The organism is Aquimarina ulvae, assembly GCF_053613295.3.
This window is the reverse complement of sequence record NZ_JBSIBP030000005.1, coordinates 113,013-126,859: the sequence shown is the minus strand read 5'-3', so window position 1 is coordinate 126,859 and position 13,847 is coordinate 113,013. Positions and strand designations below refer to the sequence as shown.

Annotated in this window: 11 protein-coding genes; 5 read left to right on the top strand and 6 right to left on the bottom strand. The window is 34.8% G+C overall.

What is annotated here, in order from left to right; translation table 11 throughout:
• Positions 1-41 precede the first annotated feature (41 nt).
• The 3 genes from ACWGOQ_RS12500 (at position 42) to ACWGOQ_RS12490 (ending at position 2,668) form a co-directional block, all read left to right on the top strand.
• Positions 42-827 carry a hypothetical protein gene (locus tag ACWGOQ_RS12500; protein ID WP_452058488.1) on the top strand — a complete coding sequence of 262 codons (786 nt, stop codon included), beginning with the start codon at positions 42-44 and terminating at the stop codon, positions 825-827.
• A 294-nt stretch (positions 828-1,121) separates the two neighbouring features.
• Entirely contained in the window at positions 1,122-2,243 is a 1,122-nt protein-coding gene (locus ACWGOQ_RS12495; RefSeq protein WP_452058487.1) for a pyridoxal-phosphate-dependent aminotransferase family protein, read from the top strand.
• A 107-nt stretch (positions 2,244-2,350) separates the two neighbouring features.
• Entirely contained in the window at positions 2,351-2,668 is a 318-nt protein-coding gene (locus ACWGOQ_RS12490; RefSeq protein ID WP_452058486.1) for a hypothetical protein, read from the top strand.
• A 52-nt stretch (positions 2,669-2,720) separates the two neighbouring features.
• Here the strand turns inward: ACWGOQ_RS12490 and ACWGOQ_RS12485 are convergent, their stop codons facing one another.
• From ACWGOQ_RS12485 to ACWGOQ_RS12475, 3 genes are all read right to left on the bottom strand, one after another.
• Complete coding sequence (locus ACWGOQ_RS12485; protein ID WP_452058485.1) at positions 2,721-4,013, bottom strand: amidohydrolase family protein; 1,293 nt, start codon at positions 4,011-4,013, stop codon at positions 2,721-2,723.
• 17 nt (positions 4,014-4,030) lie between these two features.
• Positions 4,031-7,018 (bottom strand): amidohydrolase family protein, encoded by a 2,988-nt coding sequence (locus ACWGOQ_RS12480; protein ID WP_452058484.1) that lies wholly within the window; start codon positions 7,016-7,018, stop codon positions 4,031-4,033.
• A 119-nt stretch (positions 7,019-7,137) separates the two neighbouring features.
• Positions 7,138-8,202 (bottom strand): DUF3810 domain-containing protein, encoded by a 1,065-nt coding sequence (locus ACWGOQ_RS12475; protein WP_452058483.1) that lies wholly within the window; start codon positions 8,200-8,202, stop codon positions 7,138-7,140.
• Positions 8,203-8,387: 185 nt separating this feature from the next.
• Here ACWGOQ_RS12475 and ACWGOQ_RS12470 point away from each other — a divergent pair, with 185 nt between their 5' ends.
• Positions 8,388-9,848 (top strand): aminoacyl-histidine dipeptidase, encoded by a 1,461-nt coding sequence (locus ACWGOQ_RS12470; protein ID WP_452058482.1) that lies wholly within the window; start codon positions 8,388-8,390, stop codon positions 9,846-9,848.
• Between the two features lie 71 nt (positions 9,849-9,919).
• Here the strand turns inward: ACWGOQ_RS12470 and ACWGOQ_RS12465 are convergent, their stop codons facing one another.
• From ACWGOQ_RS12465 to ACWGOQ_RS12455, 3 genes are read right to left on the bottom strand one after another with little or no spacing between them, the layout of a single operon-like run.
• Positions 9,920-11,089, bottom strand: a complete 1,170-nt coding sequence (locus tag ACWGOQ_RS12465) for a peptidylprolyl isomerase (protein ID WP_452058481.1) — start codon at positions 11,087-11,089, stop codon at positions 9,920-9,922.
• Positions 11,090-11,105: 16 nt separating this feature from the next.
• Entirely contained in the window at positions 11,106-11,657 is a 552-nt protein-coding gene (gene gldI, locus ACWGOQ_RS12460; RefSeq protein ID WP_452058480.1) for a gliding motility-associated peptidyl-prolyl isomerase GldI, read from the bottom strand.
• Entirely contained in the window at positions 11,654-12,673 is a 1,020-nt protein-coding gene (locus ACWGOQ_RS12455) for a DHH family phosphoesterase (RefSeq protein WP_452058479.1), read from the bottom strand. The genes gldI and ACWGOQ_RS12455 overlap by 4 nt, the downstream gene beginning before the upstream one ends.
• 78 nt (positions 12,674-12,751) lie before the next feature.
• Here ACWGOQ_RS12455 and ACWGOQ_RS12450 point away from each other — a divergent pair, with 78 nt between their 5' ends.
• A complete protein-coding gene (locus ACWGOQ_RS12450; protein WP_452058478.1) occupies positions 12,752-13,783 on the top strand; it encodes an alkaline phosphatase D family protein in 1,032 nt (343 codons plus the stop codon).
• Positions 13,784-13,847 lie beyond the last annotated feature (64 nt).

Here is a 13,847-nt window from a genome sequence, read left to right as displayed (position 1 = left end):
CCACAACCTTACTTTCAGTAATGAGAAAAATAATAATAGTAATGCTAGTACTAAGTACTTTGTTTTCTTGCAAACAAGTCTCAAAAGAAGAAAAAGAAATAGATGACCAAAAACCAATAGAAGAAATAACACCGGATCGGTACAGAGATCTCCCTGAAGATTTAGCAGCCGTATTTACCGCTCACGGTGGGTTACAAAATTTTGATCTACAAAATACATTGGTTTTTGAACTTGCTAATCCAGAAGGCAATGAAAAACACACAACAGATCTTGCTAGTAGATATGCTCGTATTGAGACGGATAAATTTGTGTTAGGTTTTGATGGTAAAGAAGCCTGGATTGAGCAAGACTCTACTTATTTTAAAGGAAATCCTCGTTTTTATCATAATTTGATGTTTTATTTTTATGCAATGCCTTTTGTATTAGGTGATGAAGGAATTTCGTATCAAAAGGTAGCTGATCTGAAAGTAGCTAATATATCATATCCCGGTTATAAAATATCCTATGGAGAAGCAATAGGAGATTCACCAAAAGATAATTACTTTATTTATTATGATGCAGCATCCTACAAAATGAAATATTTGGGATATACAGTAACGTTTTTTAGCAAAGAAAACAGTGAAAAGGTTAGTTTAATTGAGTATGCGGATTGGAACGATGTAGATGGCCTATTATTACCAAAAACACTAAAATGGAGATCGTATGAGGATGGTATTGTAGGGGATGTCAAAAACATAAGAAATTTTGAGAATGCTAGCGTCAGCAAAGAAAAATTAGATATTTCTTTATTTAAAAAGCCTAAAGTAGAAAAAGTGGATACTATGTAAAAGACACTATATAATTAGGAATATATTGAAAATGCTCTATTGGTATGACACCGATAGAGCTTCTTATTTTATAAAAACAAAAGTTTTTTATAAAAATTCGTACCTCATTTTTATAATATGATAATTCAAGCGTACAATAAATGAGTATAATTGATAAATTACCAATTTTAATTGGATTTCTTAAAAGGAATGAAGTGTTTTCACGGATGCACATTTCTGGAATTAGTTAAATTTATATCCTTTATCAAATTTATTACCGAAAACGATATAGTGACACACGCAAAAACTAATTTTATGTATACAGAACTAACAACAAGTAATAGGATACTAATGGGATCTGGACCGTCGGATACGCATCCCAGAGTGCTTAAAGCAATGTCCACACCATTGATAGGTCACTTGGATCCTGAATTCGTGACAATTATGGATGAGGTTAAGGCTATGGTACAAGAAACGTTCTTGACTAAAAATCATATGACATTTGTAGTTTCAGCTCCAGGTAGTGCAGGTATGGAGACTTGTTTGGTGAACTTATTGGAACCCGGAGACGAAATAATCATATGTATAAATGGAGTTTTTGGAGGTAGAATGGCCGATATTGCCGAAAGATGTGGTGCAAGAGTTCATAAAATCGAAAAAGATTGGGGAACCGTCATTACAACGGAGGACGTTAAAAAGGCATTAGGTGTTTGTAAGAAGCCAAAATTAGTAGCATTGGTTCATGCAGAAACTTCTACAGGAGCATTACAACCCATTAAAGAAATAAGTGATGTAGTACATAATGCTGGAGGATTATTAATGGTAGATGCCGTGACTTCTTATTGCGGAATGGAGTTGAGAGTTGATGATTGGAATATTGACGCGATATACACCGGAACACAAAAAAACTTAAGTGCTCCTCCTGGATTATCACCGGTAAGTTTTTCGGACAGCGCTTTAGAAGTATTAGAAAACAGAAAAACAAAAGTACAAAGTTGGTTTATGGATTTGAGTCTGGTTAAAAACTACTGGGGCGGTGCGAAACGCGCATATCATCATACAGCTCCGGTTTCTTCGGTATATGCTTTGAGAGAATCTCTGAGGATTGTTCTAGAAGAAGGTTTAGAAAATCGATGGAAAAGACATCAAGATGTTCACCAGATTCTAAAAACTAAATTAGAACAGTTAGGATTTCGATATTTAGTTGAAGAACAATATAGATTACCGAATCTTAATGCTGTTTTTCTTCCAGAAGGCAATGACGAAGGATTACTTAGAAAAAAATTATTGAATGAATATAATATTGAAGTTGGTGGAGGTTTAGGGAATTTTGTTGGTAAGATATGGAGAATTGGGATAATGGGAGAAAGCTGCACACTAAATCACGTAAATATGCTAATCAGCGCACTTCAGGATATGAAAGAGTTTAAAAATTAATATACACTAAAATTGGATAGAATTTCACTGAAAACGGGGTTGGACTTGGGGTTAAATATTACAAATTTTGTATCATAATTTTTTTTAATCTCTTAAAACCTTATTTCATGAGTTCTATAAGTAATGATCAGATGGTCGCCGAAATTTTAAACTTCTTTTATCCCAACAGTACAATTTCAGAATATGATGTGACCGATGATTTAGGCGACTTAGCAGCAGAAATGTATGTAGAAGCATTAGAGGCTTCCAATGCTATGCATTTAGTTCCAAGACCTACATATACACCATCGTTTTCCTGGCTTGTAAAAGAAGGCGTAAAAGCAGTTTGGAGATCGAGAGGAGAAGATGAAATTTATGAATCTGTTCGGGTAACTGTTGCACTTAAATATAAGAGCAAATATCAAATGGAAAAACTGGGAATTTAAAAAAAAGAGGCACTTAATATAAGTGCCTCTTTTTTTTAGTAAATTTTCTTAACTATTTACTATATTTTTCACGATACCTTTTCCAGAGTTTGGTTTGATGACTCTCTAGACTTATATCTCTTCCTTGGATAAAAGCTTTTTCTAATTGATTGGTTCGCATATCTAGTGCATCACCTATGCTGATAAAAAGCGTAGCGTCTTTGCCAACTTCTAATGTACCTACCATATCGTCGATACCCAATATTTTGGCACTATTACCGGTGATTAGTTGTAGTGCTTTCTCTTTGTCTAACCCATGTGCCGCAACGGTTCCAGCCTGAAAAGGAAGGTTGCGCGCATTCGCGCGTTCCATTTGACCACTGTTTTCTAATCCTACTAATACTCCAGCATCCATTAACAACTTTGCATTTTTATAAGGCAAATCATAGTCGTCATCCTCATAATTTGGTGTTGAATGAGTTCTTGTTAACAATACAGGTATATTTCGTTGCTGTAACTGAGTGGCAACTTTATATGCTTCATCTGCATGTACCAGCACTACTTTTTTGATACTTTGTTCTTGAACAAAATTTAACACATCCAGAATTGCTTTTTCTGCACTCACGTGTATAAACAGGTTTTGCGAACCATCGAAGATTTTTTGCATAGCTACGTGAGGTAAGTTCTCGTTGCTTGCGTCTGACTTTACAGTCGCTTTTGCCTGATGTATAAAATCATTAATTGCAGTTACTTGTTCTTGGTATTTTTTGTTTGGCTTAAAACCTGGATCCTCACCCAACCACCATCTACCTCTGGTAAAAGGACTTGGCCAATTTATATGTATTCCATCATCAGTTTTTATTGCCGCATCTTCCCAATTCCAGGCATCCAATTGCACGATAGATGAGGTTCCGGAAATCCACCCTCCACGTGGTGTGGTTTGAGCGATTAAAACCCCATTTGGTCTCATGCTCTCTACAATCTTACTTTCTGCATTATAGGCGATAATACTTCGTATATGAGGATTAAAACCGCCAATTTCGCTATCGTCATCAGTAGCTCTCACAGCACCAATTTCTACAAGTCCAAGTGTTGTATTTGGTGCTATAAATCCTGGATATACGTGTTTGCCAGATGCATCTATAACGTTTCCATCGGTAGGAGGATTACTATCAGCACCAACAAAAGTTATTTTTCCGTTTTCAAAAGTTATAGTGCAATTTTCTATTACCTGACCATTACCAATATGCGCAGTTGCACCACTGATTGTAGTAACTTCAGATTGTTTCTTAGCAGGGGTTTGCTGTGCTGTTACATTTCCAAAAGAGAATAGTGATAACAACAATATGTATATAATATTTTTCATGTTTTGATTCATTAATTTTAGTGGATCGTTTCTAAAGTTTCACAATGAAATTGTTGTTTTTCCTTTTTCTTAGGTGGCTGCGTTTTTAAACCATTGTTTTTAGCTTTAAGCAACATAGTAGAAAGTTGATTCTTTTCCTGCACAATGTTTTTTCTCAGGGCTATGTCTTTTTCTAAGTCAAAATAGACAGCACCTTCAATCAATGTCTTTTCAGCTTTAGAATAAATAGATAAAGGATGACCCGTCCATAAAACTACATCTGCATCTTTGCCTACTTTTATGCTTCCTACACGATCATCGATATGTAAAAGTTTTGCAGGGTTTAAGGTTACAAACTTCCAAGCATCCTCTTCACGTACACCTCCGTATTTTACAGATTTTGCAGCTTCCTGATTTAATCTACGAGACATTTCACCGTCATCACTATTAATCGCAACGGTCACACCTTGATTATGCATAATTGAGGCATTGTATGGTATGGCATCGTTTACTTCATATTTATAAGCCCACCAATCAGAAAATGTGGATCCACCTGCACCGTGAGCGGCCATTTTATCTGCAACTTTATATCCTTCCAGGATATGGGTAAATGTGTTTATTCTAAAATTGAATTGCTCGGCGACTTTCATTAACATGTTAATCTCACTTTGAACGTAGGAATGACAACTGATAAAGCGGTTGCCATTGAGGATTTCTACAAGAGTTTCCATTTCTATGTCTTTACGATATGGTTTTCCACTATTCTTCAGTTTTTCGTAGTTTTTAGCTCGGGTAAAATAGTCTATGTACAGCTGTTCTACACCCATACGTGTTTGTGGAAAACGAACTCTTTCTGCATCACCCCAATTACTTTGTTTTACGTTTTCTCCCAGCGCAAACTTTATAAACTTAGGCGAGTTATCATAAATTAGATTTTCTGCACTTTCTCCCCACTTTAATTTAATGATAGCTGATCTACCTCCAATAGGATTTGCAGAACCGTGAAGAATTTGAATAGAAGTCACACCACCAGCAAGATTACGATATATATTAATGTCATCCGGGGAAACGACATCTTCTATGGTTACTTCTGCAGTAGAATTATGACCAGCTTCATTGATGGCAGCTGCAGCAATATGTGAATGTTCATCAATGATGCCGCTGGTTAAATGTTTTCCCGTAGCATCAATAACCTTGGCATTACCTGATGATAGGTTTTTGCCTATCGCGGCTATTTTCCCATTTTTAATCAATACATCTGTTTCAGTGAGAATGCCATCAGATTCATTGGTCCAAACTGTAGCATTTTTAAATAGCGTACTTTCTGGCTTCGGAAGTGTACTACTACCGTAAGCTATATTTGGATAGGTAACAGGCAATACTTTTGGATCTTCTTTTGTATCTTCAGACTTCTTATTGTCTTTATTGGTATCTTCTTTTGGCTTTTGCTTTGCCGTAAAAGTCATTTCGGCACCATTAGGGAGAATTGCTTTTCCGGTCCAGAATTTAGGATTGTCTTGTATTAAAGCAGTAACTCTGATGTATTGTGTTTTGGTCGTATCTGCATCGGTAAAGGTAATGGATATCCAATCCCCTTTATAGGAGATTTTGTTTCCGAGTTTGGTCCCTCCTAGTTTTATTTCTGCCTTTGGTTTGGATGGCTTTCCAGAAATGGATAGATCATACGTCTTTCCTGCAAGCGTTAGGTCATAGGTTCCATTGATATCGATAGTATCCATATCATTGATTACATTTTTGTTTCCTTGTACCCAATTTTCATAAATTACATTGTCTTTAGAGAATAGCTCATTTTTGGTAATCAAAAAGTTGGCATAAGCCCCTTTCTTTAAACTACCTAGGAGATCACTTTTACCAATAATTTGTGCGGGTATAGTTGTCAACGATGCGAGTGCTGTTTTTTTATCTAACCCGTATGTTATGGCCTTTTCTATTCTTGTTTCTAGGTCAGTTATTTTTTTTAGTTTATGAGTTGTTAAGGAAAATTGTATTCCATTTTTTGCTAGTACCGACGGATTGGTAGGCGCTTGATTCCAATGGCGCATATCACCAAGACTTACAAGGTTTGCCATATAAGGATCGGACAAATCGTATGCTTCGGGAAAATCTAAGGGTATAATATATTTTGCATTAGTAGCTTTAACCTTATCAATCCTTGCATATTCATCACCACCTCCGACAATAATGTATTGAATATTAAATTCGTCGCCAATTTTATCAGCCCTAAAACCATTAACTCTGCTTCCGGCTTCAAAGATTTGTGGTAGATCTTTATTGTTATTTAGTGCTTCTAGTGAGAGATCTTTGTTAGTTGTATTTCCTTGCGCATACCAATTAGCGTCCAAGTATACTTGTCTTAATAGAGCCATAGCTCCCATTAAGGAAGTCGGATATGCTTGCTTGCTTTTTTCACTTTTAGAAAAAGAAAGGAATTGTGAAGATGCATCACTTAATAATCGTTCTCCATCCGAACCATTATTATTTAGCGCAACTAATACTCCTCTGCCTCTGATAATTCCATCAGGCATATGTGTATTTACAGTTCCAAACCCAGCATTGATATATTCATCTGCCTTCTTTTCGTCATAATCAAAGCTATGAAGCGGATTTGTTTCAGGGCGGATGTGGTCGTTCCAGTAATAGCCTTCTCTACTGGCATCATATTGAGGATTTCTTCGAAAAGAATTTCCATTTTTTTTCGGTTTTTTTATACCAAAGTCTGTAAAAGGATCAATAAAAGAAGCATACATATGTTTTCCTTGTAAATCAATTACTACACTGTTTTTAGGAATAGAAAGAGCAGTACCGATTTCTTTGATTGTTCCTTTTTGGATAATCAATGTGCCATTTTTGATTTCTACTCCAGGAGAAGTATGAATGGTAGCATTCGTGAAAACAGTGTAATTAGAATTGGACGTCTTTACGCCATCATTTTTTGGGAAATATTCTTGAGAAGAAAGTGTATGCCCCATAAATATCACAGAGAGTGATAATAATAGTTTTTTCATAAGAGTTAGTGTAAAAAGATGAATTGATTTTAAAGATAACTTTTGCTAAAGAAAGACCTTACAAATTAGTAATTTTTTAACAGCTCGGCAGTAAATTATAGAGTAACATTTACTATCGTTTATAACTTATTCTTGTAGTAATTTACTAATAATGCTACTACATAGCTATAGGTTTCCATACCATCCGGTTGGTTGTTGGCTTTTAGGTAGCTGTCATAAGTAGATTTAAATAAAGGTTCCAGCGGATTTTGATAGCGCATCCAAAATTCAAGAACTTCTTGATAGTTTTTTCGGATACCAGGTCTTAATTTTTCGATTAAACACAATGCTTTTTGCTCATCCCTAAGATACAGATCATTTAAACAAAACTTTAGCGCAAAGGTAGTACCACTATAATTAAAATACACATCATCATAGTTCATAGTCGTGAGAGCCGCAATAAAATTTGCTTCATTTTCTTTGGCAAACCCTAACTGGTGTGCCTCTTCGTGGCAACTTGTCGTGGGTGCTTTATAATTGATTATTAAACCATTAATCTGCGCTTCATTGGTGATCGGATTAAGATAACCACTAAATCCCATATAGGTTAGTGGAATACTTAAAAGAGATCTTTTGATACTTTTCGGATAATAACGAACCAAAGGTAAAATCTCATGAAGTTCCTCATACGCAGGAATTGTTTTTTCAAATATTTCTTCTTTGCTATACGGCATGACGATTGGTAACGAATCATTTGGTTCTAACTTAGCATGAATGCGATTCGCTTTTTCAATTAATTTTTTAGAAACTAAAAAGAGTTCCTCTTCGGTATAGGCATCATCAATACCTAATATTTCATGCATTGGCAATCTGTAATAATTCAGTCCCCATAAAATATGAAAGCAACCATAAACAATAGAAAAAGTAGCTCCTATGTCAAGTAAGACAGTTTTCCATAGAATCTTTTTTCGAAATACTTTTTTATACAGAAATCGTATTAGGAGTATGATCAAAATACAATAACCAATATCCCCAAAAGAAAACGGAAGCCATCCAAATGCATACCGTAGCGCCTTGGATGTATAAACGAAAAGGCCATTACTATAAAATCGCTCAACCAATTCTGGAAAGAAAGAAAGTATTTTAACAAGTAGGATTTGTATTGGCAATAAAATGGTAAGATAGAATTTAGTTTTAGATTGCATGAAATAAATATAATACGATGTAAATCTACAACATTTAATATATCATTTGAAGTAAGTTTTTATTTGTTTGTACCAAAATTGTTGTAAGACTAAACGGAATTCGACACATAAACATTTTGGTTCATCCGCAAATCCTTGATTATGCTTGTTGCATCATGTACATTTGCCAAAAACATGATACATATATGAATTCAGAAATAAGAAACCTGGAACCTAAAGCGCTTTGGAATAAGTTTGCAGATCTTAATGCTGTTCCCAGACCTTCTAAAAAAGAAGAACGCGTTATTGCGTTTATGAAAGATTTTGGAGAATCTCTGGGACTTCCGGTAGCGATAGATGAAGTAGGCAATGTTTTAATAAGAAAACCTGCTACATCAGGAATGGAAGATAAAAAAATGGTTGTGATGCAATCTCACTTAGATATGGTTCATCAAAAAAATACAAATACCACGTTTGATTTTGACAAACAAGGAATTGAAATGTATGTTGATGGTGATTGGGTGAGAGCTAAAGGAACTACTTTAGGAGCAGATAATGGACTAGGTGTAGCAACTATTATGGCAATTCTTGAATCTGATGATATTTCTCATCCGGCAATTGAAGCTTTGTTTACGATTGATGAAGAAACTGGTATGACGGGAGCGATGGGGCTAAAATCCAACTGGCTTAAGGGAGAAATTCTATTAAACTTAGATACAGAAGAAGATGATGAGATTGGAGTAGGGTGCGCAGGAGGTGTGGATGTTACTGCCGAAAGAATGTATAAAGAAGAGGATGTTCCAGAAGGCAAAACAGCATATACAATTTCTGTTACTGGTCTTAGTGGTGGTCATTCGGGGATGGATATTCATAAAGGATTAGGTAATGCTAATAAAATTATGAATAGATTGTTGTTTGATGGTTTCGAAAATTTTGGACTTAGGGTTCATAAAATCAAAGGAGGAAGTCTGCGTAATGCAATTCCCAGAGAAAGTTTTGCAACCGTGGTAGTAGATTCGATACAATCTGAAGCATTTGAGTTTGAATTAAATGAACTTATTTTTACAAATAAGAAGGAGCTGTCTGTTGTAGATCCAAACTTGACAGTAGAATTAAGAACTGTAGATTTACCCAATAAAGTTATGGAACTAGGAGTGCAGGAAGGTCTTCTCAAATCCTTATATGCCGCCCATAACGGAGTTTATAAAATGAGCTTATCGATTCCTGATCTGGTCGAGACTTCGAATAATATTGCCAAAGTCAATATTGGTGAAGGTAACATTAAGATTGAATGTCTGACCAGAAGTAGTGTGGAGTCCACTAAATTAGATTTGGTTAATAAATTAAGAGCTAGTTTTGAGTTGATAGGTTGCGAGGTAACCACAGATGGTGATTATCCAGGTTGGGCACCAAACATGAATTCTCCAATATTAAAAGTTTTGGACGAACTCTACCAAAAGATTAATGGAGAAAAAGCACATGTAGCGGCTTGCCATGCAGGGTTAGAGTGTGGTATTTTAGGACAGCATTATCCTAATATGGATATGATTTCTTTTGGACCAACTATTTTGGGAGCGCACTCTCCGGATGAAAGAGCCAGCATTTCTTCTGCACAAAAATATTGGAGTTTTGTGAAGAAAATTTTAGAAAACATTCCGGCAAAATAATTTTTAGACTTGGATGAAAAGAAAAGGCATCTCATGTTGTATGAGATGCCTTTTTTATATAATGATATAAATTAATGTCCGTGACCGTCATCTTTAGAATGCCCTTGAGGAGCTGACTTGTCAGCGATTCCCACTAGTTCAAGTTCAAAAATCATATCTGTATTAGGAGGTATAGGAGCTCTGCCTCTTTCCCCATACCCTAGATGCGACGGTACAAAGATAACAGCTTTATCTCCTACTTTCATTTGTTGTACTCCTTCTTTAAATCCAGCAATCATTCTGGCTTCTGGAGAATAAGGGATCGATATAGGAGCATAGCCTTTCGGATTGCTCGCTCTACGATTATCCCAAGTACCGTTTTCTTTTGCTATTTCTTCTATATTTGTATCAAATAACCTCCCATCTGTAAAATATCCTTGATAATTTAAGTCTACCATTTGTCCTTGTTTAGGTTGTTCACCATCACTTTCCTTGATAAAATAAATTTCTAAACCACTTTCTAGTTTTGTTGCTTTCTCTTTTAGCTCAGCATATTTAGCAGCGGTTTTAGCGCTATTTTCTTTAAGAATACGTTCTTTTTCAAGCTTTTCTTCTTCTAAAACTTTTAAGTTATCTTCAAAAGCAACTTTAGTATCAAAAGCTTTGGCATCTTTCCCTTTTCTGATAATATTAACCTCTTGCATTTTTATTTCAGAGACTGGTTTATCTCCTGGTTTCTTGGTTTCTACAACTCCAATACTGTCTACTATATCTTGTCCTAAAACAATTTCGCCAAACACAGTATGTTTTCCATTTAGCCAAGGCGTTTCTTTAAGTGTAATAAAAAATTGGCTACCATTTGTAGCGGGGCCAGAATTAGCCATAGAAAGGATCCCTTTAGATTTGTGGGTTAAGGAATCAACAAACTCATCCGGAAATTTATAACCAGGGTCCCCAGTGCCGGTTCCCAAAGGGTCACCTGTCTGGATCATAAAATCTTTAATTATTCTGTGGAATATAATACCGTTATAATATTTTTTTCCTTTGTATATACTATCTACCATAGTATTTGTCCCTTCTGCTAAAGAAACAAAGTTTGCCACGGTCATAGGTGTTGCTTCGTGATATAATTTTGCAATAGCAGTTCCTTTATTTGTGACAATTTCTGCATAGACTCCATCTTCTAGTTCTGGATATTTTTCTTCACAACTACTAAAGGTTATAGCAATAAGAGCCAAGAATAAAAAATTTAATTTCTTCATTTTGTTTTGTTAAGTTTTAATTTTCTTTTGTTGATTGTTTGGTAATTTTATTAAGTGTTACTCTAGACATTAACGGAATATTTGTCCCGATCTTGTGATCATCTCCATAATATCCATAAGCTTGATACGAAGGAAATAAAAATGTTATAATTTCTCCTTCTTTCATGAGTTTTAATCCTTCTCTTAATCCAAAAAACAAGTCCTCTTGATCAATGGCATAATTTACAGTGTCTAACTCTTTTTCGTTGTATATAATATCACCGTTCAGTTTTTTGATATTGTAGTTAAAATTAACAACATCACCAAATTTAGCCGTTGTGGTGGCAACAGTATCTTTTTTTTCATAATAATACCAGAATCCACCATCCGATGCTATATAAGTATTTAGTGTATCCCTTTTGATAATTTGTTGGATACGCGCTTCCTCCCTTGCACTAAGCTCTTTATTTCGAGCAATAGATTCGTTGATAAAAGACCCCGATGAAATACTTACCGGTTTCCTCGCCTCGGGTGCCTTGCACGAAAAAATTAGTATTATAAAGCCTATAGATAGAAGAAAATGTCTCATGAATTAAGGGCATTTTTATAAGCAGGTAATATACTAATAAATTTGTCAACAGTTTCAGTGAGTGAAAGATTACTTTTACCACCCGCTGCGTTATGATGACCTCCTCCTTCGAAATGTTTACGAGAAAATTCATTGACCGAAAAATCGCCTTTGGATCTTAATGAAATTTTGATAATATCTTCACCTTTATTTTCAATAAAAATTAGCGCAAGTACAATACCACTTACCGATAGCCCCAAATTTACAAAGCCTTCTGTATCACCTTTTTTAAAATTATGATCATCTAATTCTTTTTGAGATAAACTTATATAAGCAGTTTTATACTCAGGAAGAATCTTTAAATTCTTTAGTGCTACCCCTTTTAATTGTAACTTTGAATATGAGTTAGTGTCATAAATGTTTTCGTGAATGCCAGTATTGTCTGCGCCTCGATCAATTAAATCAGCAATCACTCTATGTGTGGTACTGGTAGTAGATCTAAATCTAAAAGAACCAGTATCGGTCATAATACCAACATATAGACAAGTAGCGATGGCTGTTTTTATTTTGTCTAGATCATTTAGTTTTTCTATAAAGTGATACACCATCTGACAAGTAGAACTCATACCAACATCGCTGTATGTATATTTGGCATAGGTATCTGGTTGTTGGTGATGGTCAATCATTATAAAAATAGCATCGGTTTTGATCAGGAGGCTTTCCATAAGAGTTCCTGTTCTGGAAAAATGATTAAAATCTAAAGTAAAAACAATATCAGCTTCCTTTATTTTTGCAGCTGCAATATCGGTATCCTTATCATATTTAATAATATTGTTTTCCCCAGGAATCCATTTTAAAAATTCGGGATAATCATTGGGTGCTACAACCGTAGGATTATGTCCTAATCCTAATAAATAATGATCCAACGCTAGCGTAGAGCCAACTGCATCTCCATCTGGATTTTTATGGGGAATAATGACAATATTTTTTGGAGTGCTTAATAGCACTTTTATTTCTTTTATCTCACTCGAATTCATAGATCAGCGAAGATACTATTTATTAATAATATGGTAATAAAGGAATTCTTAATTTTGTACCACTCAAATAAATCGAAAATGAAAATAAGGAAAAGTATTATTGTATTAGTGCTTTTTGTAGTGTATTCTTCTTATGCTCAAAAAATATCAAAAAGAGAAAAATATGATTTTACTATTGCTTTTGGAAGTTGTAATAAACAAAATAGTCCTCAACCGTTTTGGAAAGAAATTTTAAAAAACGACCCAGATCTTTTTATTTGGGGCGGTGATAATATTTATGGTGACTCTGCTGATATGTCTAAAATCAAGAGAGACTACCAAACTCAAAATAGTAATGTAGATTATCAAAAATTGAAACAGCAAGTTCCAATAATGGCTACCTGGGATGATCATGATTATGGAAAAAATGACGCTGGAGTATCGTGGGAGATGAAAAATGAAAGTCAACAATTGTTTTTAGATTTTCTTGGAGTTACAAAAGAAGATTCCAGACGAGTGCAAGAAGGAATTTATACCTCTAAAATTTTTAACCATTCTAGAGGGAGTATCAAAGTAATCATATTAGATACCCGATATTTTAGGTCACCACTTTTAAAAGATACTGTTGGTAATAAACGATATGTTCCTCATAACAATATAAAAGGAACGATTCTTGGCGACAAACAATGGCTGTGGTTAAAAGATGAATTGAAGTGTAGTAAGTCTGATTTTCATATCATAGTCAGTAGTATTCAGTTTTTATCTGGAGAACACGGATGGGAGTGTTGGACAAATTTTCCAGAAGAAGTAGAACGACTCAAGCACCTGATTATACAAGAGAAAGTTAAGAGTGCCATAATTCTAAGTGGAGATAGGCATATTTCTGAATTTTCTAAAACAAACCTACCAGAACTATCCTATCCGCTTATAGATTTTACATCCAGTGGATTGACACACGCATACACTAAATATACAGGAGAGCCAAACAAACATAGGGTTGGTGAAGTAATTTCTGTACCGAGTTTTGGTGTTTTAAATTTCAATTTTGATACGCAAGAAGTGCGCATGCAGATACGTGGAAAAAACAACACCATATTTCAGGAAATAAAGCAGAACTATACGAAAAATTAAGAATTTTTTAAACGAATTCGAAAATGACAGCACTTTATGTGGATATTTCTTGTTTTTGAAACTT